We start from the raw sequence: 22,931 nt of genomic DNA, 5'->3' as shown, positions 1-22,931 counted from the left end.
GAATAACATTATGAAGATAGAACAAATTTATACAGGTTGTTTGGCTCAGGGAGCATATTATGTTGAAAGTGGAGGAGAGGTTGCCATTATAGATCCTTTGAGGGAAGTTCAATCTTATATAAATAAAGCCAATGAAAATAATGCTAAAATCAAGTATATTTTCGAAACGCATTTTCATGCCGATTTTGTAAGTGGACATGTTACGTTAGCTGAAAAAACAGGCGCAACAATTGTTTACGGTCCTACAGCAGCGCCAAAATTTGACGCTCACATTGCTGAGGATGGAGAAGTTTTTCAATTAGGAGATATCACAATATCAGTATTACATACTCCTGGACACACTATGGAAAGTACAACCTATTTATTGAAAGATAAAGAAGGAAATAACCACGCTATTTTTAGTGGAGATACTTTGTTTTTAGGAGATGTGGGAAGACCAGATTTAGCGCAGAAAGCGGCAAATTTGACGCAAGAGGAATTGGCTGGATTGCTTTATGAAAGTCTTCGAAATAAAATAATGATTTTAGAAGATGATGTTATCGTATATCCTGCGCACGGAGCTGGATCAGCATGTGGTAAAAACTTGAGCAAGGAAACGGTAGGAACCATTGGTGATCAAAAGAAAACAAATTATGCTTTACGTCATGATATGACAAAAGAAGAGTTTATCAAAGAAGTTACTGATGGCTTATTACCTCCTCCAGAGTACTTTCCGTTAAATGTAAAAATGAACAAGGAAGGATACAAATCTATTGATGATGTAATAAAAGATAGTACTAAAGGACTTTCAGCAGATGATTTTGAGAAAAGAGCGAATGAAACGAACGCGATAATTTTGGATGTAAGGCATCAATCGGAATTTATTAAAGGATTTATACCTCAATCTATTTTTATTGGTTTAAAAGGAACATTTGCTCCTTGGGTAGGCGCTTTAATAAAAGATGTTTCTCAACCTATTTTATTGGTTGCTCCAAGAGGGGAAGAAGAAACAGCAATTACAAGGTTGTCAAGAGTTGGCTTTGACAATGTTTTAGGGTACTTAGATGGTAGTTTCGATAAGTGGAAAGAATCAGGAAAAGAAATAGATTCTTTAGAGTCTATTTCGGCCTTAGAGTTGGAAAAAAGATTGTCAGGGAACATACCTGTGTTTGATGTGCGAAAACCAGGAGAATACCAAAGTGAGCACATTGAAAATGTACCAAACACTCCATTAGATTTTATCAATAATCATATTCAAGAATTCCCAACAGATCAAGATTTTTATGTACATTGTGCGGGAGGGTATCGTTCTGTAATTGCAGCATCTATATTGAAAGCAAGAGGGTATCATCATGTTATTGATGTTGCTGGTGGATATAAAGATATTAAAGAGACTTCTATACCAAGAACAGAATATGTTTGTCCTTCGACATTAAAATAAATGTATGGCGAAACTGATAAAGGTGTTTTCTGTGGTATTTGTACTTTTAATAATAGCATGTAAAGAACAAAGCCAGAATATTGTTGATATAAGAGTATCGGATTTACAAACGGTTTTAAGCACACATTCAGAAATCCAATTAGTGGATGTGAGAACTCCCGAGGAATGTAAAAGAGGAATGATCAATAAAGCGATGAATATTGATGTTACTTCTGATAACTTTGAGGAAAAAGCTCTTAAACTTTTAAAAGTAGATACCCCGGTGTATTTATATTGTAGATCAGGAGGTAGAAGTATTATTGCCGCGGAAATGTTAACAGAAAAAGGATTTAAAGTTTATAATTTGGAAGGTGGATATTTGAACTGGAAAAAAGAAAATGAATAAATCAAAACACATGAAACAAGAAATATATATAGAGAATTTAAAGTGTGGAGGATGCGCCAACACAATAAAAAAAGGAATCTCTTCAATTAAAGGGGTTGACAATGTAGAAATTAGTGTTGACGAATCATTAGTAACATTTGTTGCATCTAGTGGTATTGTCACTCAAGTTAAAGAAAAGTTATCGAAACTAGGTTATCCTGAAGTTGGAGACAAAAATACAGTACTACATAAAGCAAAATCGTTTGTAAGTTGTGCTACTGGTAAAATGAGTAAATAAAAAAAAGCGAGATGAATTCATCTCGCTTTTTTTTATTTATAAAAACTAATGCGATTACACTAGTTCTGATGTTAATTTACATACTTCTTTAATTCTTTTTATAGCTTCTCTTAATTGTAGTTCAGAAGCAGCATAAGACATTCTAATACAATCTGGAGCTCCAAAGGCATCTCCTGTTACAGTAGCAACATTAGCTTCCTCTAACAAGAACATTGAGAAATCGTTCGCATTTTTGATTTCTTTTCCTTTTAATGTTTTTCCAAAGAAAGCTGAAATATCTGGGAATACATAAAAAGCACCTTCCGGAACGTTTAATTTAAAACCTTCAATTTCTCCTAATAACTGCAGTACTAAATCTCTTCTATTCTTAAACTCCTCAACCATATATTTGATTTCTGAAGGATCAGCCGAAACAGCCGTTATCGCTGCTCTCTGAGCAATACAATTAGTTCCAGAAGTAATTTGACCTTGCATTTTAGTACAAGCCTTAGCAATCCATTCAGGAGCACCAATATATCCAATTCTCCATCCAGTCATAGCAAAAGCTTTTGCCAAACCATTTACAGTAATGGTTCTGTCAAACATACTTTCAATAGCTGCAAAACTAAATAATTTGCTACCATAGTTTATGTGTTCATAAATTTCATCCGAAAGGATATAAATTTGTGGGTGCTTTTCTAAAACAGCTGCCAAAGCTCTGTATTCTTCTTCACTGTAAATTGATCCACTTGGGTTATTTGGTGAGTTGAAGAAAATCATTTTTGTTTTTGGCGTAATTGCAGCTTCTAATTGCTCAGGAGTAATTTTAAAGTCGTTGTCGATACTCGAAGGAATTTCAACGAACTTAGCTTCACAAAGTGTTGCGATTGCCGAGTAACTAACCCAATAAGGTGCAGGTAAAATAACTTCATCTCCAGGATTTAATAAAACCTGAGCTATATTCGCAATAGATTGCTTTGCTCCTGTTGAAACTACAATTTGACTTGGAGTGTACTCTAAATTATTATCACGCTTAAATTTTGCACAAATAGCATCTTTAAGCTCTGCATAACCGTCAACTGGAGTATAAGAGTTATAATCTTGGTTAATGGCCTCAATTGCGGCATTTTTAATGAAATCAGGAGTGTTAAAATCTGGTTCTCCTAAACTTAAACTTATAATGTCTTTACCTGCATTTTTTAGCTCTCTAGCTTTTGCAGCCATGGCTAAAGTTTGTGAAACAGGTAAGCTTTTAATTCTGTTTGATAGTTCGTTTGACATTGTTTGTATAAATTGTGTTGTTGATTCTATGCTAATTGCGGTTTTTTTCCTAATTCCGCTAAATGTTTAAAGTGTTCAATAATAGCTCTTCTCGTTGTTTGGTACTCATTGTAAGGAAGGTTAAACTCTTTTGCAGTTTCCTTTACAATTTTCGCTAACTTATTATAGTGAATGTGAGAAATGTTAGGGAAAATATGGTGTTCAACTTGATGGTTTAAGCCACCTGTATAAAAGTTGATTAACCAGTTTTTTGGAGCAAAGTTTGCCGTAGTGTATAATTGGTGAATTGCCCAAGTGTTTTTCATATTTCCATTTTCGTCAGGCAATGGCATTTCAGTTTTAGGAACAACATGTGCTAACTGAAAAATAACACTCAATATAATTCCAGCCGTATAATGCATAACAAAGAAACCAATTAAAACTTTCCACCAGGCAATATTAAGTACAAGTATTGGAAGTACAATCCATAGTGCATAATATGCAAGTTTTGAAATAACTAATTTCGTCCATTCTGTCGCAGGGTTTGGAAACTTACCATACGATAACTTTCTTTTTAGGTAACTTCTCATTTGTTTGAAATCAGTAGTAATAGCCCAGTTAATGGTTAATAAACCATATAAGAAAAAAGAGTAATACTTTTGAAACTTATGAATCCATAACCAGTTTGAATGTTCAGAAAATCGGATAATTCTTCCTGCATCTATGTCCTCATCATGGTCTTTAATGTTTGTGTACGTATGGTGAAGTACATTATGTTGAACTTTCCAGTTGTAAACATTTCCTGCCAAAATATAAATACTACTACCCATTATTTTATTAACCCACTTATTACTTGAAAAAGATTCGTGGTTTGCATCGTGCATTACATTCATACCGACACCAGCCATGCCAACCCCCATAACAACAGCTAATACTAACTTAATCCATTGAGACATATCAATTGTTAAGATTAGAACAAAAGGGATAAGGAATATGGCAAACATAATAATAGCTTTGCTGTAAAGCTTCCAATTACCTGTACGTTTAATATCGTTTTCTTTGAAGTAATTGTTTACTCGTTTATTTAAAGTTCTAAAGAACTTTTGTTTGTCAATTCGGGAGAAGTTTATTGTCTTCATTTGTTGTTTGTTAAGAAAAGCAAAAATAATTTTTTTTATGTTACTGTTACCGTATAAAACGACTTTTTAACTAGAATAATATCTTTCAAGTAAAAATTAACAATACCAATTTAGTTTTTTATTTTTGCAGAGAAAATATTATCGATGGAAATCATAAAAAAATACTTTCCAAACCTTTCTGATGAACAAGAGAGTAGGTTTGCTAAATTGCAAGAGCTGTATGAAGATTGGAACCTAAAAATTAATGTGGTTTCTCGTAAAGATATAGATGAACTCTACTTACGTCATGTATTGCATTCATTGGGGATTGCTAAGGTAATGCAATTTGAATCAGGAGCAAAAGTCATGGATGTTGGTACTGGAGGAGGCTTTCCTGGTATTCCATTGGCGATTTTATTTCCTGAGACTAAATTTCATTTGGTTGATTCAATTGGGAAGAAAATAAAAGTAGTGAATGAGGTAGTTGATGGTTTAGGATTGGAAAATGTTAAAACTACGCATGGAAGGGTTGAAGAAGTTAAAGATACTTATGATTTCATTGTAAGCAGAGCTGTAGCTCAAATGGAAACCTTTCATAGATGGATTAAAGGAAAGGTTCATAAAAAACAAAATCATGAACTAAAGAATGGAATTTTGTACTTGAAAGGAGGAGATTTAAGCGAAGAATTGGCAAAATTTCCAAAAGCCACTATTTATGATTTACCGAATTATTTTGATGAAGAATTTTTTGAAACCAAAAAGGTAGTTCATTTACCAATAAAATATAAAGGATAAAAAAAAGCGAGCTTTAGAAGCTCGCTTTTTTAGTTTTTAAAAGCTCATACTGATATTTGCGGTAAGTCCTGTACTTTCTGGTACATTTCTACATACACCGCCTACACAGATAAGTCCACCACGTTGCCTACCGTAATTTAAACTAAAACGATACGATTTGTAAGTGTAATTACCTCCAAAATTGTAGTAGTGAATTTTCTCATCAGGATCATCGCTACCGTAGTTGTATATATCGTTTAAATAGAAACCTAATCGAGAAGAAAGATTATATTCGATAGTTCCACCAACCCAATTCTTTCTATCGTCTTCAGTCCATAGGTGTTGAGCTTCAAATCTCAAAGATTTTCCACCACCCATTTTATAGGTTGTTTCTCCAACTAAGATATTGGCATTAACATCTCCAGCTGTTTCTTCAATATATCTTTTATTGTAGTACTGATTTACAAAATAGAATATGTTGCTCCATTGTTTTGACCATTTTTTACGAATTTCTAAACTAAAGTCTGAAAAGTATTTTTCACCAAAGCCAAATGTTGATGCGTTATAAGTAAATCTAGAAGAATTACTTAAGTCGGCTTCACCTTTAAGTCCTGCCCAATACGAAGCATTGACTGCGACCTTAGTTCCATATTTACCTCCTAAAGCTGATCCTTTTTTAAATTTGTAAAAGAAGTCTATTTGACCTCCAATTTCTCCGAACTTAGGAATAGGACTAAAAGCTCCTTGAGCTTGAGCTTGATAAACATATATATTAGTAAGCAAATAGTCATGTTGTTTGGTTAACCCAGGTAAATAGTTTATGATATACTGATTGAATACATTTCCCGTTGCCTCCCTGTCAGAATAGAAGCCCATGTTTTCTAATCTTCTTAAAGTTACATCAACACCGAGTCCTTTTTTTGTATATCCAAAGTTTAAGAAAAAGGCATTCCCTTTTTCAGCACCTCTTGGTTGATTCATAACATAAATGGCATCGTCATTTTTAGTTAAGAATTCAACACCAGAGTAAAAGTTACCAGAAGAAAAATCAATTCTTCCTCCAAAAATATTAGTCATTTCAGGCAAGTCAAAACTTGTTACAGCAGTTTTGTCGTTTCTTCCGACATAACTTAAACCAAATGATAAATATGAATTTTCAAGATTAAGAAGATCAGATAAACCGATATTTGAATCGAATCCAAAAATATCTCCTTTTGAGTGCTCGAAGCCTGCTCTTTGTTTACCATAGATGGCTTTCAACTCAATAAAATCGGTTGGGTAATATTTTATTCTTGCGCCTCGTAGTGCATTGTTGATTCCTAATTGACGATCTTCCCATGATCTTAATGATAAACCATTACCAAATTGTTCATAAAAATGACCTAGTGTAACCTCAAACTTCTTGTTTTTATATCCTGCGTAATACAAACCAAGGTTTGTTTTTTCAAATCCAGAATAGTAATTCAATAAAGCCATAGGAGAATAACTTTCAGCTTGAATTCCAGCATAAAAGTCTTTGTACTCATAAAGTACAGCTAAATAGTTGTTTGATCTAAATCTTTCAGGTTCCATAAATGGACCGGTTTTCGAATCATCAACATAGTATTGTGAGTTCGATTCAAAACCTATAGATAGGTTATGATCGTCTTGTGCTTTTAATATAAAACTGAATGAAAAACAGCTCAAAAGCGTTATGTATATTTTTTTCATTAAGTAGTAAGTGTTTTATTGGTTAAGAGTTTTCTTTTATGATTTCATAAAGTTCATCTTCAAAACCTGGAGAGTATCCAGAGTGTCGATAGATAATCTTTCCTTCTTTTACGATAATAAGCTCAGGAATCGTATGAATATTCAAGGCTCTTTTTAACTCTTGATTTTTATCCAATAAAACTTTATATGGCCAACCTTTTCCGTTGACTAATGCTTTTACTCTTTTTTGAGACCTTGAATCGTCTGTTGAAACAGCTATTAATTCAACATTTAGTTCATCTTGCCACTCTTCATACACTTCACTTATCGTATCAAGTTCATTAAGACAAGGAACGCACCAAGTAGCCCAAAAACTAACAATGGTTATTTTACTATTATCAATTTCGTCTAAAATGCTGACAGAGGTGTTATTTAAATGATAAACGTTTTTGTTTGGAAGCTTTTTTTGACAAAAAGCGTTGATGGTTGTAAGTAACAAACAACCAATAAAAAAAGATCTCATAGTTTCTATAGTTTTAATTGTTCTATTTATTGTAACAAAAAGCAAAGAGTTTTCCCTAAAGTTTCTTTTTGTTTTTTTGTTATTTTTTTTAGGGTAAAGTTGTGTTATTTTGTTTTATTTTAACTCAACTAATTAACTTAATTTAAAAAAAGCAATAATATGATTAAAACTATTAAAAAAAGAAGTTTAAGCCAGTTAATCTTAGTTTTTTTAACTGTGTTTTTCGTATCCTGTTCAGGTTCAGAATCTGAGGGGGGTGGTGAAACTACGGTTCATTCATTAGTCCTTACTATGAACGTTGATAAAACTTTGGTGTTCATTGGTGAAGAAGTAAAATTTACAGCGATTGTAAACTCTTTCACTGAATTGTCAGAAGGAGTAGAATTTTATGTTAACGATGAAAGGATTACAGGAAATGCATTTACTCCAGCTGTTGAAAAAGAATATGTGGTAAAAGCAATTTACAAAGGTTTTGAAAGTAGTAATAGAATTACATTCTATTCTGAAGAAAAAGGAGATGTATTTCAAAAGGTTGCTTTAATCGAGGACTACACCGGTAATTGGTGTGGATGGTGTCCACGAGTATCGTATGCAATTGAAAAAGTGTACGAACAAACTGATAATGTGGTTACAGTAGCAGCTCATTTGGCAAATAACGATCCAATGGAAAATGATTACTCAAGAGCTTTAGCAAATGCTTTTAGTGTTGATGGTTTCCCTACGGCTTATGTTGATAGAAAAAACAAATGGACGTATCCAGAGCCGCAAAATTTAGCTCAAGTTACTGATTTAGTAGAAAAAGGAATTCCTTTTGGAGTTAAATTGGCATCTGAGGTTACGGATACCGAAATGAAAGTTACGGTATCTGTGAAATTTGGAAACTCTGTTAGAGAAAACTTAAAACTTACGGTGTTTGCTTTGGAAGATGGTATCGTGTTAAAACAAGCCAACTATACTGATTATTATGGAGGAGTTGATGAAATCAATGATTTTGTTCATGATCATGTATTAAGACACTCTTTTACAAATGTACTTGGAGATGCAATAGGAAGTGCTGAAACTGTAAAAGGAAATACATATGAAAAAGAATTTAGAGCTGATATTCCAGCTTCAATCGCTGATAAAACAAAGTTAAGTTTTGTAGCAATTGTTTCTTATGCTGAAAATAAGGAATCAGTTAATGCAAGAAGTGTTAAGGCAAATCAGACTAACGACTACCAATTAAAATAATTCTTAGTCAAATTCATCTAAACAATGAGATAAGGTGCGTATACCATTATGGTAATACGCACTTTTTTTTATTTTTGTTTTTATGGATTTTCAAACACCATTAGAAGAAAAATGGAACACTATTTCCCATGCAGTTGGTGCTTTTATGGGAGTATTTGGATTGGTAGCCTTGTTGATGTATAATACAAATAGACCTTGGAGTATATTTAGTATTGTTATTTATGGAATTTCGATTATCGTTTTATTTAGCGCCTCGGCGTTGTATCATGCAGCAAAAACAGAAGAGAAAAAGAGAAAATTTAGAATTGTTGATCACATTAGCATTTACCTTCTTATCGCAGGAACCTATACTCCTGTTGTTCTTTTGTTGTTAGCGGAAAGTAAAGGCTGGTTATTGTTTTATTTAGTATGGGGAATAGCGTTAGTGGGAGCAATATTAAAACTTTTTTTTACAGGCAGGTTTGGTTTTTTATCTACACTTTTATACTTGGTAATGGGGTGGTTAATTGTATTGGATTTTCAGGCGTTAAAACTTGCTATGAATCCTGAAGGAATTCAACTTTTATGGGGAGGAGGAGCCTTTTATACTATTGGAATTATCTTCTATGCAATTAAGAAAATTCCATTTCACCATGTTATTTGGCATTTCTTTGTTTTGGGTGGAGCCATTTGTCATTACTTCATGATATTAAATTACGTAATTAGATAATTTTTTAGTGGTTGGTTTTTACTGACGTGGTAATCGTAAAACGGAATTTTGTTAACTAAAATTCTGATTAGTTTGAATTTTTTATGAATCTCTTTAGAGTAATTAAAATATTGTTAACTACTTCACTTATAATTGATTTTTATGTTTGTTTTTGATAAACCAAAAATAAATTAGTATGAAATTCTTTGAAAAAAATAGAGGTTTAGCAATTATTGCTATTATGATTTTTATGTTTTCTTGTTCTAATGAAAACACTCTAAAAGATAAAGTCGAATTAAAGGTAACAAATTACAATTCTGGTACCATTGCTTTTGTGGGAGAAGAGGTTGTGCTGCAGGTGAAAAAGAAAGTAAATATAAGTCCTCAGGGGAATTCTCCATATTATCAAGATCGAGATATTTCTAGGGAAGCGATTATTTATGTAAATGATGAAAAGATTGATGGAAATACATTTATTCCTGCAAGTGTTAACACTTATCGAGTAAAGGCAGTATATGAAGGGCAGGAAAGTCCAGTTTTGCAATTAAAAACTCAAAATAGAGGGAATAGAGCCTTCAAGAAAAATATAGTTATTGAAGATTATACAGGTGATTGGTGCGGATTTTGTCCGAGAGTATCTCATGCAATAGAATTATTAAAATCTAAGACGAATCAATTCATTCCTGTTGCTGTTCATACTAATGATATTATGACCAATGCATATGCTAATCAACTCACAAGGTATTTCGATATTACGGCATTTCCTTCAGCAATGATTGATAGGAAAAGGTTTTGGAGAGAAGCTGGTGATATTGATGAAGGAACTATGTTAGATAAAATAACAAATAGGATAGAAGAAAAAGCCTTTCTTGGACTCAAACTTGTTTCAAGATTAGAAGGAAATAATATTCTTTTAAATGTAAAAGCAATGTTTGGTAACATGTATCCGAATAAAACGAAGTTGGTAGTATTTGCAACGGAAGATGGTGTTGTACAAGATCAAGCAAATTATACAGAGTATTATCCTGAAATTACTACAGACGGTGTAGCTAAGAACTTTGTACATGATTATGTTTTAAGGTATGCTCTTACTGATGTTAGGGGAGAAGAAATGAATAGTTCGCAATTTATAAGTAGTAATTTATATGAAAGAGATTTTCAAATAGCAGTTCCGTTAAACATTAATAATATTTCCAAAGTTAGTTTTGTGGCTATGGTGTTAGATTCTGAAACAAATGAAATATTGAATGCAAGATTAGTTAAGGCAGGTCAAAGCAACGAATTTGAGTTTATAAATTAACTCATCAGTTATTTACATAAAAAAAAGCTGCTCAGGAATGAGCAGCTTTCTTATATAGAAAAATATCTTAACCTAAAAATGGGTAACGATAATCAGATGGAGAAACAAATGTTTCTTTGATTAAACGTGGAGATACCCAACGTAATAAGTTTTGAGCAGATCCTGCTTTGTCATTTGTTCCTGAAGCTCTTGCTCCCCCAAATGGTTGTTGTCCAACTACAGCACCTGTTGGCTTGTCATTAATATAGAAGTTTCCAGCACAGTTTTCTAAAGCTTTTGTAGCTTCAGTAACAGCATATCTATCTGTTGAGAATACAGCTCCAGTTAAAGCATATTCAGAAGTACCGTCAACTAACTTTAAAGTTTCAGCCCATTCGGCATCTTCATATACATAAATAGTAACTACAGGACCGAACAATTCAGTTTCCATAGTAGTATACTTTGGATTTGTAGTTAAGATAACTGTTGGATCAATAAAATATCCTTTTGATTTATCATAGTTACCACCTGCAATGATTTCAGCATCAGCATCCTCTTTAGCTTGGTCAATATACTTAGCTAACTTGTCGAAAGAACCTTCATGGATAACAGCAGTAATAAAATTGCTCATATCTTCAGGAGATCCGATTTTGAAAGAAGCAACATCTTCTTTTACGAAATCTAACACTTCATTAGCAATAGATTTAGGAAGGTAAACTCTTGAAGCAGCAGAACACTTTTGTCCTTGGAATTCAAAAGCTCCTCTTGAAATACCTGTAGCAACTTGCTTAGGATTTGCAGAAGGGTGAGCAATGATAAAATCTTTACCTCCAGTTTCACCAACAATTTTTGGATATGTTTTGTAAGTGTGGATGTTCTCACCAATCTTTTTCCAAAGTTCTTTAAATACGTAAGTAGATCCAGTAAAGTGTATTCCAGCAAAATCAGGTGAAGCTAAAACAGCGTCGGTAATTTCAACAGGATTTCCATAAACTAAGTTGATTACTCCGTCAGGAACTCCAGCTTCTTTAAATACATCAACAATTACTTTTGCTGAGAAAATTTGACTGTCAGATGGCTTCCAAACAACAACATTACCCATCATAGCAGCAGATGCTGGTAAGTTAGCAGCAATTGCAGTAAAGTTAAATGGAGTAATAGCGTAAACAAAACCTTCTAATGGTCTGTACTCAACGCGGTTCCATATTCCTTCATCAGAATTTGGTTGCTCATTATAAATATCAGACATGTACTCTACGTTAAAACGTAAAAAGTCAATCAACTCACATGCTGCATCAATTTCAGCCTGGTGAACAGTTTTTGACTGAGCAATCATCGTAGCTGCGTTAATTTTAGCACGGTAAGGACCTGCAATTAACTCAGCAGCACGTAAAAAGATAGCTGCTCTTTGTTCCCATGGCATTTGAGCCCATTCTTTTCTAGCTTCTAAAGCAACTTCAATAGCTTTTTCAGCATGACTTCTATCTCCTATGTGATATTGACCTACAACGTGTTGATGGTCGTGCGGAGGAGTCATGTTTTGGGTATTTCCAGTTCTTACTTCTTCACTACCAATATACATTGGTACATCCACTGATCCGTTAAAAAATTCTTTGTATTGTTTTGAAACCGCTTCTCTTTCAGGAGAACCTGGAGCATATCCTTTCACAGGCTCATTAATGGCAGTTGGTACATGAAAAAAACCTTTTCCCATTTTTATGTGTTGTTTGTTATTAAAATTATTCCTTTGTTTGTATTCTGTTTAGAAAGTACAAAGTTACGGTTATTTTTAGTAATAATTGAGTGGTTTTTACGTCTTATTTACCCAAAAACAATACAATATGTGCACAGTAACCTTTTTGCCTTTAGGAGACAATAATTTCATTTTAACTTCAAATAGAGATGAAAACCCTAAAAGGAAAACAATAGCTCCAAAAGACTATGTTGAAAGTGGGGTTAAGCTTACATATCCAAAAGATGAACTTGCTGGTGGTACATGGATTGGGGTAAGTGAAAAACATCGATTAATTTGTCTATTAAACGGAGGTTTTAAAAAGCATAAAAGGGAAAAATCATATAAGATGAGCCGCGGTATTATTGTAAAACTTCTACTTACTACCGAAAGTGCAGTAAACGAAATAAACCATTTTTCCTTTGAGGGAGTAGAGCCCTTTACAATTGTTTTAGTAGAATGGTTAGAAGAGCTAATGATTTATGAATTGGTTTGGGATGGAGAGAAGAAACATTTCAAGAAAATTGATAATAAACCCCATATATGGTCTTCATCAACATTATATGATGAAGTAATGAAAGAAGAACGAAAGGAATGGTTTGCTCAATGGCTTAATGAAAACAGCGTTTTTGAAAAAGAAAATATTATCGCTTTTCACCGAAATGATACTAAAGGAACTCCTGAAACGGCAGTTAAAATGAAACGAGAGTTTGTCGAAACTACAAGTACAACATGTATTGTCAAAAACAAAACTAAAATTTCTCTTGAATACATTTCAGAAGTGAACTCAGAACTACTTGAGAAAGAGTTTCAGATATAATTTATTAACGAATAATAAACTTTAAATAACACTTATAGGTTTATTGAGGTTATGATTTCAAATTTTGGTATGTTTGTAAAAAATTATTATGAGTTACAAACAATTAACTATAATCTCAGTTTTAACCTTATTACTATTTACAAGCTGTTTTGAGTTTGTTGAGGAAATTACTTTTAATAATGATGGTTCAGGAAGTGCTGTAATTACCGTTAATTTAAGTCAGAGTAAAACAAAATTGGCTTCAATAATGCTTTTAGATAGTATTAATGGATATAAGGTTCCTTCAAAATTAGATATTCAGAAGCATGTATCTAAGGCCGTTGAGAAAATAAAGAAAACTTCAGGGATTAGCAATGTAAAAAAGTCAATAGATTTTAAGGAGTTTATAGTTACTATTTCATGTGACTTTAAAAATGTAGAATCCATCAATTCAGTATTAGAGAGTTTTAGTTCGAAAGCTGAAGCTCAAAAAATTAAAAAGCATAGACATTTTAGTTTCAATAGGGCTGAAAAGAAGTTTGTAAGAAGCCATCATTTTAACATTGGAAAAGAATTTCAAAAAACAAAATCTCAAGATAGAGAAGTGTTTGAAAATGCTAGCTATACTGGAATATATCGTTTTTCAAACCCAGTAGAATCTTGTTCAAATGATCAGGCAAGGGTTTCAAAGAACAAAAAAGCCGTAATGTTAAGAGTAATGGCGCAAGATATCATAACGAATAAACAGACTATTAAAAATAGTATTCAATTATATAATTAAAAACAAAAATCAATCAAAGTCTTTATGTTTTAGTTGATCGCACAACCCCTTAATAAAACTAAAATAAAAGCTAAATCAGACCGAAAAAATAATAGAAATGAAAAAATCATTAGCCACCTTGGCCTTACTAGGTGCATTTTTAACTGGAAAAGCTCAAAAAATAGAAAATAGAATACCAAGCAATTCGAGTGTGGTTGTTGCTGGAAATGCTAAGAATGTATTTAAATTAATTAGCTTTTCAGATATCAATTCAAGTGCTTTAGGAAAAGAAATATTAAAAGATGCAAATAGGAAAAGAGAAGATAATAATAAAATTAATTCAGTTGAAGATATAGGGATTGATTTAGGGTCAAATGCTTATTATTTCTTTAAGCAAACAGACAGTATTTCTTATCACAACATTATGGTTGAATTAAAAGATAGAAAGCAGTTTGAAGCCAATTTAAGAAAGTCGAAGCTAAAAAAAATAGTAAGAAAAAATGGATATAACATTCTTCAAGGGTATAGTGATATAACCATTTGGAATGAAGATGTACTTTTAATGGTCAATGGTGATCGTTCTTATTCTTATTTCAATGAGCATAAGGAACGTTTAGAAAAGCAAAAGGAAGAAGGAGAAGCTAGTTATAAATTTAAGAGAAGAATTGCCAATGGATGGGCAAAAGACTATGCTGAGCATGTTTTTAATGGGAATATTCGTAATAACCTAAGCTCAAATTCTTCTTTTCAAAAGAGTAAGAAGAAAAACTCGGCAGTAACATTGTGGTTACCTAGTTACGGCTCTTTAATGGGGAGCTTCATGAAATCATACGATAAGCTTCTTTCGAATGGTTTGATTAATTTCAATAATTCAAATGTGTACGGAATAGATGAGGTTTCGGCAAATCTATTTTTTGATAAAGATAATGCTCGTATTTCTTTAGACATGGAAGTAAGTGATAACATGAAGAAGTACATGAAAAAGATTTATAATAAAAGATTGGATAAAAAGCTAATCAATAGTTTTAATCATGATAAAGCTTTAGCATTTTGGAGTATGTCAATTAATACTGAAGAAATGTTAGTTCAGTATCCAGATATGCTTACTAATTTGTATGGAGGGATGATTCCTTCTTTTAAAAATGAAATTAATATTGTTGGAGATTTATTAGCAATCTTAATTGATGAAGAGGCGGTAGGTGAGTTAATCACTGGTGATGCGTTATTTGTATTGAATGATTTTGGTAAAAAAGAGGTGTCTTACAAAAGCTATGACTATGACGAAAATTACAAGAGAAAAGAAGTAACCAAGAAGAAAGAAACTGTTGTGCCTGATTTTACGTTAATGATTGGTTCTAAGGAACAAGGTATTTGGAAAAAGGCTTTAAAAATAGGAGAAAAGTATAAGGTGTTAAGTGCTAATAACCGTGTATATGAGTTTGTAGAGAAAACAAAAGAATTGCCTTTTCCTATATATGCAGTGGTTAATAATGATATTCTTTATGTAACTACATCAAAAACAGAAGCTGTTAATTTTGCCGCTGGAAGATCATTAGGTAAGTCTAATAAGTATGGAAAATTAATGAGAAATAACACTTCTGTACTATATGCCAATGTAAACGCGTTGTTAGATAAATTTCCAAAAAAATATGCTGGCAAGAGTGAGAGGAGGATGCTTAACTTTTCGAGTGAAAATCTAAAGGATGCGGTATTTAAAGTTTCTAGAATTAAAGGAAGCACCATTTCTTCAGAGTTAAAGCTAAATACAATGGGAAGAGAAGAGAATACTTTGAAATTGTTGTTTGAGTTTATCAATCAGATAGCCAAATAAGTCAATAGTGAAAAAAATAGTATATACTTTACTTGTTATAATTATAATAGTATTTACGGTTGGATATTTTAGATATAATCCAACCGTAAATTTTGTAAATACGATACCAAAAACTGCTAAAAAAGTAGTTCGTGTGAATTTACGTGAGTTAGAATATATCGTATTAAAGGAATATGTTTTTAACCCATCTCTTATCTTTCAATCCAAAGAAAGAGAAGCAGGAAAAGAAAAAAGGGTTTCATTATTTAAGCAAATTGAGATTCCTTCAAATTTATTTCTTTATAGTTTTTCAGATGATTTAAATGATGCATGGTATAGTAGTGAAGTCGCTATTAAAGATTATGATGAATTGAAATTGTATTTTAAAGAACAAAACTTACCAGAAAACGTTTATAAAAATATCCTGTATTTTAGAAAGAAGAACCTTATTTACACCGTTGTTGAAAATAAACTGGTGTTTGTTTTTACCCAAGAAAAAGATGAAAAACTAGTTTTAGAAAAGCTCGTAAATCAAAAGGATTATCTAAGTAAAAATGATGCACTGATAACCTTCATTGAAGATAATAATGCGCTGGTTTTAGGAGGAACAACAGAAGGAGATTTTTTGAAGTTAACAAAAGAAGAAAGTACTCTCAACCTTACCGGAAAATGGTGGAAGTTTGAAAACTTATTGCTTCCAGAAATGTTTAAAGCTTCCGAAAAATCCATAGCTAGTCTCTATGGTAAAATAAATGCAAAGGAAGTTATTGGTTTAGTTTCTGAAGAACAAAAAAAGAAGCTGAAAAAAATAGCAACAATAGAGCTGGATTCTATTGAAAAGTATTGGGATGGAGAGTTGAGAGCTCAAGTTTTAGATGTAAAAGTAAAACAAGATACAATCGTCAGTTATGACTATGATGATGATTTTAATAAAATAGAAAAGAAGGAAATAAAGGAAAAGAAAGTACCTGTTTCCAAAATTTATTTAGGAGGGGGAGCGTTTTATTCATACTTGAAAAGGAAATCATTCATTAAGAACGTTGAAGATTCGGAAGTATTAACATTAAATCCATTTTTTAAAACTGAAGTAAAATCGTTTGATGACGGAGTTTTGATGTTTTCCGGAGGTGATGATAATTTGGGGGTATTTCAAAAAAACACACTCCCTGAAACGAAATTTATACTTAAAGTTAATTTTGAAAGTTTTGGTAAACGTTTTTATTTTAAAAATAGTCTTCTTAAGAATCTAAAAAAAGGATCTCTCCAAATAGAAATGGATAATCACTTTACTTTAAACTTGTTCTTTTCTAAAGCTCCTATTAATTCAATTCTTAGTGGAGGTTTATTTTAATGTTTCTGCGGAGGTCTTCGGTATTAGAATAATGTTTATTTTAGTGTGAATTAATAACCCTAAAATGAATAACTTACCCATTCAAAAAATAACTGCTTTAATATTATTCTTGGCAGTTGCTATTTCATGTAAGAAAAAATCACCCGATTATCTCTTAAACGATAAAACCTTCTTAAAAGAACAGTCAGAGTTCGTTCGGGGGGTTGATAATTTTTTAGGGAAGGATTTTGTGAGTTTATATAGTTCAAATCAAAATGATTTTACATTCAAGGTAGATTCTCTAAGAGAGGTTTATGAAAATCATCGGAAGTTGAATAAAGGCATTATTAGTGAAGAGCTCTATACAAATGAAGAGCTAGGAATTCGATCTCTTTTTGATTGGTTTATTTTAAGATATCCAAATCTTCATTATAACTTAACGGGAAAACGAGTAGTATTATCAGAAAAGAATCAACTAAGAATAGCTAATAATCTAGCTGATTTCGATAAAATTAACTCTATTAAAAACCAAGATTTTCAAAGGTATTTTAGAGAATACATGGAAATTGAGGTTGATAAGATTCTTAGAACAGATGAATTCGCTGGATTGGATAATCAGGAGTTAAGAGCGAATTGGAAACTAATTAATAGATTATTTAAAGATAATAAGGTTAGAGATTACTGGCGAAAAGAATATTTGAATAAACAAATTGGAGATTTTGGTATAGAAAATATTGATAGTGTTTATAAAGACTTTATTTCAACATGTCAGAATAATGACTATCTGAATGAAGTGAAAGAGTTGTATGATAATCATAAGAAGGGAAGAGAAAAGCATTTAATAGAAATTTATAAAACGGTAGATAATCATCAATTGGAAATGCATTTGTTTTTGCCAGCAAAGTCTAATACAAATGAGTTAAAACCTTTAATGGTTCATTTTCATGGAGGTAGCTGGGGTTATGGTAAGCCCGATTGGTTTTTTGGTGCTGCAGAGGAATATAAAAACAATGGTTGGGTTGTGGCAGCGATAGAGTATCGTCTAAAAGGAAGGCATGGAACCTATCCTTTTGAAGCGGTTAAAGATGCTAAATCTGCTTTACGATGGTTAAGGAAAAACGCTAAAAAATACGGGGCCGATCCAAATAAAGTTGTAGTAACAGGAAATTCTGCGGGTGGACATTTAGCAATGGCAACTGTGTTGAATAAAGATTTGAACGCATCAACGGATGATTTAAGTGTGAGTGCTATTCCTAACGCTGTAATTGTAAATGGAGGCGTGTATGATTTAACTACTAGAAATAATAGATGGGTAAGTGAAAAACTCGAAAATAAAGATGAGGTAAAATTGATTTCGCCTAATCATTTAGTAGCAAAAACGCCAACTAAATTCATGTTAATTCATGGGGAAAAAGATCGACGATGTGAGCTTGAGACTGCTCAGTATTTTTATGATGAAATGAAAAAAAGAGGAAATGATGTTCAACTACATATAGTAAAAGGAGCAAATCATTTTATTTGGTTTGGAGAACATTCTAGACAGGTAGATAGAGTAACAAATGAATTTTTAGACAAGTTGTCTTTAAAATAAAAAAAGGTGCTTTTAGCACCTTTTTTTATTTATTGGGTTTACGATATGTAACAATATCAATTCCAATTCCATTAGGGTCAACAATGGCAAAGTGTCTATCTCCCCATGGCTCATCTCGTATAGGTACTGTGATTTTGATGTTCTTTTTCTGAAACTTTTTATAAATCAAATCAACATCTTCTACTTCTAAAGTGAAATAAACACCTTTTCCCTGAAAAGCAGGCTGGAAAATTGGTTTTTGACTTGGATGATTTGGTTTTAAAAAACTTACTTCTGCCTCATGATTTGGTGTGTGTAACAATAAATAAAAGTCATTTTCGAAAGAAATACCAAATCCTAAGGTTTCAATATAAAATTTCTTTGTTTCATTGAAGTTTTCGGTAATAATTCCTGCGTTTAGTTTCATGTGTCTTTTTTTAATATTTCTAGGGTGGTTACTAATTAAGGTGAATAAAGTACTTATAAGTATTAATGTGTATTTCATAATGTATCTATTATTTGAAGGCAAATCTAGATCAGGAAATAAGGGAAGTATTGTAAAAATCGGTCATTTTAAAGAAATACCTTCATCGGAGAAATTCCATAAAACTGACTGAAGTTTTTTATGAAGTGAGCTTGGTCGTAAAATCCGGCATCTAAGAAAATACCACTATTAGTAATTTTTGAATTTATTAGTTTGTTTAAAACATGTTGAAATCGAACCACGAGACTAAATGATTTTGGCGTGGTGCCAATGTAGTAATTGAACATCCTTCTTAATTGTCTTGGGCTAAGTCCAGTGTTTAATTGACTTTCAGTTTCTATATTCCCATTTGCTTCAAGTATCACTATAAACGCATTAAAAAAACGCATGTCTATTGTAGTTTCAGAATTCTTAATAATTGAAGTAAGGTAATCGTCTATTTTACTAATAGATTTTTCTAGATTGTTGTTTTGTAGGTTTGATATAAATGAAGAAAAATCCTTTTCAATATGATTTAAAGGAATGTCTGAATTACTTAGTTCTTTTGCTGCGATTTTAAATAAAGTTGGAAAAATAGATGGGTAAAAACGAATACCAACATAATTGAATTTAGTTCCAATAGGAAACTCTTTGAATTCTTTACAGAATCCCATGATAAAGTTGTCTTCTGTATTGTTTAAGTCGAAAAAAACATCAATACAGCCGTCAGAAACAACTCGATAATTAAAGGGAGCTACTAGGGTGTTTTCTGTTTTTAATTGCCACAAACAATGAATATGATTTCTTAGAAAAACAGAGGGCTCAAATTCTGTATATGAAATCGTGTTTTCATCTTTTACGCTTGGTTGAATGGGCTTAAAACGATCTCTTATAAGTGAAAGCTTTTCCATCAAACAAACTTTTTACGCCTAGTAGGTTGAAAATACAATTGCCGAAATAGTTAATATTCCTAGAGTTATTAATGTTGTGAAAAAGAAATTAGCTATGATGTATTTGAAAAAAGTTTTGAAATACCCTTGCTTATAAAATCTTTTCATTGCTAAGTATAAATAGATGCCAAAAAGTATTAGGAAAATGTAGCTTATATCTTCTAATTCGGAAGAGCTAGCCATACTTATTAATAAGAAAATAGTCAGTAAAAGGAAAAACACCGTTTGGACATGAAATACAAAAATTAAATGTTCAACATAGGTGTATTTCCTTCTTATGTAAATTAACTTCAAACATAATGTGAATAACGGGAGAAGTATAAATAAAGAAATAGACCCCATTGAAATTATTTGTTGAAATAAATTGCGTCTTTCGTCTTTGTCTGTTGTTATTTTGTTGATTTTTTTCGCTCTAGTATACCAAAAACGATTTGTAAAGTTGGTTTCTAATCCAATATTTTTTAGGGCCTGATCTGTGCTAACTTCTGGGTTGTACTTGCTGTATTGCAGCATGTTTTCCATGAATTTAGAGCTAGTGAAAATGCCTGAACTGTTGGATACGTTTCGCGTAATACTATCTGCTTGTTTCAAAGTGTCCTTGATTTCCTTGGTAGTTTGCTTTGAAACAGGGATGTATTTTTGATTCTCAATATCACGAACGATTGCTTGTGTAAGAGAGTCTTTATTAATATTAGGATTTAGATTTATGTTAAAAGTTTGTTTATCATTAGTTTCAGCAGAGTTCAGCTCATTGAATTTTTTATAGGTTTCGTTAATGCTCAATAATAAAAAGAACAAAACTGAAATGGTTAAATAAAATCGAAATGGATTAGAGTAACGATTTCTTTTTCCAGAAATATAATCAGCAGATACTTTTCCAGGACTTACTAGTAATGGAAACAAAGTCCTCCAAAATTTTGCATCCCAAGAGAAGAAACCACGAAACATTTCAGTCATGAAATTGGCAAAAGTAATTTTACTTCCTTTGTTGTCTTGCCCGCATTCGGGGCAAAATTTTTCATGTCCAGAAAATGGATACCCACAATTTAAACAATTAGGGTCTTTTACTTTTAATGCTTTATTTTTCTTAATCATTAATTAAGCCTCGGAGTTGTTGTTAGTTGAAAAGTTGGAATTGTAACAAAAAATTCCTCTAGGGAGGAGGTGTCAATCATCTTATATCTTCCGCTCATAGCACCAATTGAAGAAACTAAAAAACAATGCGATTGGTAATTGTATACCTCGCGAGGTTTTAGAGTGGGCGTTTGCCCAACTACTCCTTTGCCATTAACTTCTTCTACGTTATTAAGAGAGTCAAAAATAACCCAGAAGCGCTCGAGTAATTGAACCGTTTGGGAAGAGTAGTTTTCAATTGAAATAAAATAACTAAACGCATAGTATGTCGTATGACCTCTATATCTAGTTCCATTGTATTTGGTCTTGACCGAAATCTTTATTCCTTTAGTTATTTGTTGAAACATGAAAATAAAAGTACTTATAAAAATTGAATTCTTATAGAAATACTGAGGTTTTCTTACCTGTTTTGATTGAAAAAACCATATCCAACACCAATAACTCTGTCATAAAAACCACCAATAGGGCGGTAATAAATAAGGGCAGTGTATTCATTTTCAGTTTCAAAAAATGAACCTCCAATAGTTTTTAAGTCGATATTGTTTTCGTTGTCAACCACTGCATAAGTGTAGTTATAAAAGCCTTGTTTTAACAAAATAGAAGTTTCATAAGCTCCAGCTTCTTCATTATATGTCATTTTATTTTCATCTGAAAGTTCAAAATCATTAAAGGCACCATATACATAAACCTCTTTATTTTTTATAGGAGTATCAAGTTTTAAAGAGAAATGAATCATACTGTAGTCTGCTTCTGTTCTTGAGTCGCTAGTGTTAGGGTCTAAAGAGTTAATAACAAATTGGCCATTGATATCAGGGTTAAATGTGTACGACCTGTTGGCTTTAGGTTCATCTGTAAATAAATAAGTATGATAAATGTTATCTCTTACAACATTAGCTATGTTTAAACTTGTGTTTCGAACATATTTTGTGTCGAAGAAGTAAAACTCATTGTTACCAGGGAAATTCGTGTAATTTATATGGTTGTATACTAGAAGGTTCGGTTGAATGAATAAGGGTGGAATATCATTTATAACTGAATTCCAGTCGTTATTTTGAATTAAGGCTGCCTTAATTTCCTGATTAGGGTTGTTCAGAATAATACCAGGATGGCTTACGCGAAACTGCACTGTTTGGTCTGTTTGGCTGGTGTTTGTACTTCTACTTCTTAAGGTTGCCACTCCAACAATGCTTTTGTCTTCGTAAAAAACACAACGTCTAGTAAAAACCGTTTCATAATCATCATTCAAAACAGATATCAAATAATTTCCGCTTTTTGTAATAACCGTATTTACATTAGGTAAACGCACAGAATAATGGGTGTAGGCTTGTAATGAGTTAAATGAATTGGTAACATCAATAATTGAGTTTTGATCGAACCCATCAATGTATTGACTACTGGTTAAGTTGCTAGGTTTCCAATCATGAGTCATATGCTCTATTTTATAATAATAGTCTTTATTATCAGCATCTAAATCATCAAAAGATAATTCTAAGACATTACCAAGTTTAACAATTGAATTGTATTGCTTTGGATTATTCGCAGGTCTTAATAGTATGCTTTTTACATTTTGAGCATTCAAAAAGGTGGTAAAACCAAAGCATAAAAAATAAAGTATAATCTTGTTCATGATTACAAAAATATCAAAATATACGCCAAAACCCTTTATTTTATTTAGAACAGATATAAATAAACGTTTTTAAGAAAGATAAAAAAGGAATTGCTCTTAAGTGGATTTCAAAATTTTTAAATTTGCATGTTTTT

Annotated in this window: 22 protein-coding genes; 12 read left to right on the top strand and 10 right to left on the bottom strand. The window is 32.0% G+C overall.

Going from position 1 to position 22,931, the window contains the following annotated elements:
* Window positions 1-10: 10 nt before the first annotated feature.
* Genes ACKTTV_RS10665 through ACKTTV_RS10655 form a run of 3 tightly spaced genes read left to right on the top strand, consistent with a single transcriptional unit; the run spans window position 11 to window position 2,082 of the window.
* The gene (locus ACKTTV_RS10665; protein ID WP_408030830.1) at window positions 11-1,420 is read left to right on the top strand and encodes an MBL fold metallo-hydrolase; all 1,410 of its coding nucleotides are present in this window, start codon (window positions 11-13) and stop codon (window positions 1,418-1,420) included.
* Between the two features lie 4 nt (window positions 1,421-1,424).
* Complete coding sequence (locus tag ACKTTV_RS10660) at window positions 1,425-1,805, top strand: rhodanese-like domain-containing protein (protein ID WP_408030829.1); 381 nt, start codon at window positions 1,425-1,427, stop codon at window positions 1,803-1,805.
* A 10-nt stretch (window positions 1,806-1,815) separates the two neighbouring features.
* Complete coding sequence (locus ACKTTV_RS10655) at window positions 1,816-2,082, top strand: heavy-metal-associated domain-containing protein (protein ID WP_408030828.1); 267 nt, start codon at window positions 1,816-1,818, stop codon at window positions 2,080-2,082.
* 54 nt (window positions 2,083-2,136) lie between these two features.
* Here the strand turns inward: ACKTTV_RS10655 and ACKTTV_RS10650 are convergent, their stop codons facing one another.
* Together ACKTTV_RS10650 and ACKTTV_RS10645 are read right to left on the bottom strand one after the other, a co-directional pair.
* The gene (locus ACKTTV_RS10650; protein WP_408030827.1) at window positions 2,137-3,342 is read right to left on the bottom strand and encodes a pyridoxal phosphate-dependent aminotransferase; all 1,206 of its coding nucleotides are present in this window, start codon (window positions 3,340-3,342) and stop codon (window positions 2,137-2,139) included.
* Window positions 3,343-3,368: 26 nt separating this feature from the next.
* Complete coding sequence (locus ACKTTV_RS10645; protein WP_408030826.1) at window positions 3,369-4,460, bottom strand: fatty acid desaturase family protein; 1,092 nt, start codon at window positions 4,458-4,460, stop codon at window positions 3,369-3,371.
* Between the two features lie 144 nt (window positions 4,461-4,604).
* Here ACKTTV_RS10645 and rsmG point away from each other — a divergent pair, with 144 nt between their 5' ends.
* Window positions 4,605-5,234 (top strand): 16S rRNA (guanine(527)-N(7))-methyltransferase RsmG, encoded by a 630-nt coding sequence (rsmG, locus tag ACKTTV_RS10640; RefSeq protein WP_408030825.1) that lies wholly within the window; start codon window positions 4,605-4,607, stop codon window positions 5,232-5,234.
* A 36-nt stretch (window positions 5,235-5,270) separates the two neighbouring features.
* On the opposite strand, the gene ACKTTV_RS10635 is transcribed toward rsmG, so the two are convergent.
* The gene (locus ACKTTV_RS10635; protein WP_408030824.1) at window positions 5,271-6,923 is read right to left on the bottom strand and encodes a DUF6029 family protein; all 1,653 of its coding nucleotides are present in this window, start codon (window positions 6,921-6,923) and stop codon (window positions 5,271-5,273) included.
* A gap of 22 nt (window positions 6,924-6,945) precedes the next feature.
* A complete protein-coding gene (locus ACKTTV_RS10630; protein ID WP_408030823.1) occupies window positions 6,946-7,425 on the bottom strand; it encodes a TlpA family protein disulfide reductase in 480 nt (159 codons plus the stop codon).
* Window positions 7,426-7,584: 159 nt separating this feature from the next.
* Here ACKTTV_RS10630 and ACKTTV_RS10625 point away from each other — a divergent pair, with 159 nt between their 5' ends.
* From ACKTTV_RS10625 to ACKTTV_RS10615, 3 genes are all read left to right on the top strand, one after another.
* Window positions 7,585-8,655: an Omp28-related outer membrane protein gene (locus tag ACKTTV_RS10625; RefSeq protein ID WP_408030822.1), complete on the top strand. Its 1,071-nt coding sequence runs from the start codon at window positions 7,585-7,587 to the stop codon at window positions 8,653-8,655.
* A gap of 82 nt (window positions 8,656-8,737) precedes the next feature.
* Window positions 8,738-9,364 carry a PAQR family membrane homeostasis protein TrhA gene (gene trhA / locus ACKTTV_RS10620; protein ID WP_408030821.1) on the top strand — a complete coding sequence of 209 codons (627 nt, stop codon included), beginning with the start codon at window positions 8,738-8,740 and terminating at the stop codon, window positions 9,362-9,364.
* Between the two features lie 175 nt (window positions 9,365-9,539).
* The gene (locus ACKTTV_RS10615) at window positions 9,540-10,643 is read left to right on the top strand and encodes an Omp28-related outer membrane protein (RefSeq protein ID WP_408030820.1); all 1,104 of its coding nucleotides are present in this window, start codon (window positions 9,540-9,542) and stop codon (window positions 10,641-10,643) included.
* A 67-nt stretch (window positions 10,644-10,710) separates the two neighbouring features.
* Here the strand turns inward: ACKTTV_RS10615 and pruA are convergent, their stop codons facing one another.
* Window positions 10,711-12,336: an L-glutamate gamma-semialdehyde dehydrogenase gene (gene pruA, locus ACKTTV_RS10610; protein ID WP_408030819.1), complete on the bottom strand. Its 1,626-nt coding sequence runs from the start codon at window positions 12,334-12,336 to the stop codon at window positions 10,711-10,713.
* Between the two features lie 127 nt (window positions 12,337-12,463).
* Between pruA and ACKTTV_RS10605 the strand changes: the two genes are divergently transcribed.
* The 5 genes from ACKTTV_RS10605 to ACKTTV_RS10585 all read left to right on the top strand — a co-directional run bounded on the left by ACKTTV_RS10605 (window position 12,464) and on the right by ACKTTV_RS10585 (window position 18,644).
* Window positions 12,464-13,174, top strand: a complete 711-nt coding sequence (locus tag ACKTTV_RS10605) for an NRDE family protein (RefSeq protein ID WP_408030818.1) — start codon at window positions 12,464-12,466, stop codon at window positions 13,172-13,174.
* Window positions 13,175-13,262: 88 nt separating this feature from the next.
* The gene (locus tag ACKTTV_RS10600) at window positions 13,263-13,934 is read left to right on the top strand and encodes a hypothetical protein (protein WP_408030817.1); all 672 of its coding nucleotides are present in this window, start codon (window positions 13,263-13,265) and stop codon (window positions 13,932-13,934) included.
* A gap of 97 nt (window positions 13,935-14,031) precedes the next feature.
* Window positions 14,032-15,744, top strand: a complete 1,713-nt coding sequence (locus tag ACKTTV_RS10595) for a hypothetical protein (RefSeq protein ID WP_408030816.1) — start codon at window positions 14,032-14,034, stop codon at window positions 15,742-15,744.
* A gap of 7 nt (window positions 15,745-15,751) precedes the next feature.
* Complete coding sequence (locus ACKTTV_RS10590; protein ID WP_408030815.1) at window positions 15,752-17,074, top strand: hypothetical protein; 1,323 nt, start codon at window positions 15,752-15,754, stop codon at window positions 17,072-17,074.
* A gap of 64 nt (window positions 17,075-17,138) precedes the next feature.
* Window positions 17,139-18,644, top strand: a complete 1,506-nt coding sequence (locus tag ACKTTV_RS10585) for an alpha/beta hydrolase (protein ID WP_408030814.1) — start codon at window positions 17,139-17,141, stop codon at window positions 18,642-18,644.
* Between the two features lie 25 nt (window positions 18,645-18,669).
* On the opposite strand, the gene ACKTTV_RS10580 is transcribed toward ACKTTV_RS10585, so the two are convergent.
* From ACKTTV_RS10580 to ACKTTV_RS10560, 5 genes are all read right to left on the bottom strand, one after another.
* Window positions 18,670-19,050: a VOC family protein gene (locus ACKTTV_RS10580; RefSeq protein ID WP_408030813.1), complete on the bottom strand. Its 381-nt coding sequence runs from the start codon at window positions 19,048-19,050 to the stop codon at window positions 18,670-18,672.
* 146 nt (window positions 19,051-19,196) lie between these two features.
* Window positions 19,197-19,997, bottom strand: a complete 801-nt coding sequence (locus ACKTTV_RS10575; protein WP_408030812.1) for a DUF6597 domain-containing transcriptional factor — start codon at window positions 19,995-19,997, stop codon at window positions 19,197-19,199.
* A gap of 18 nt (window positions 19,998-20,015) precedes the next feature.
* Window positions 20,016-21,131, bottom strand: coding sequence for a DUF3667 domain-containing protein (locus ACKTTV_RS10570; RefSeq protein ID WP_408030811.1), 1,116 nt, complete (start codon window positions 21,129-21,131; stop codon window positions 20,016-20,018).
* Window positions 21,131-21,517 (bottom strand): Co2+/Mg2+ efflux protein ApaG, encoded by a 387-nt coding sequence (apaG, locus tag ACKTTV_RS10565; RefSeq protein ID WP_408030810.1) that lies wholly within the window; start codon window positions 21,515-21,517, stop codon window positions 21,131-21,133. Before apaG ends, ACKTTV_RS10570 begins: the two co-directional genes overlap by 1 nt.
* 53 nt (window positions 21,518-21,570) lie before the next feature.
* Window positions 21,571-22,797, bottom strand: coding sequence for a type IX secretion system plug protein (locus ACKTTV_RS10560; RefSeq protein WP_408030809.1), 1,227 nt, complete (start codon window positions 22,795-22,797; stop codon window positions 21,571-21,573).
* Window positions 22,798-22,931: the final 134 nt, after the last annotated feature.

This window comes from Tenacibaculum xiamenense (genome assembly GCF_964513065.1).
GTDB lineage: Bacteria > Bacteroidota > Bacteroidia > Flavobacteriales > Flavobacteriaceae > Polaribacter > Polaribacter xiamenense.
The sequence above is the reverse complement of the archived record's forward strand: the minus strand, read 5'-3'. Positions and strand labels throughout refer to the sequence as shown.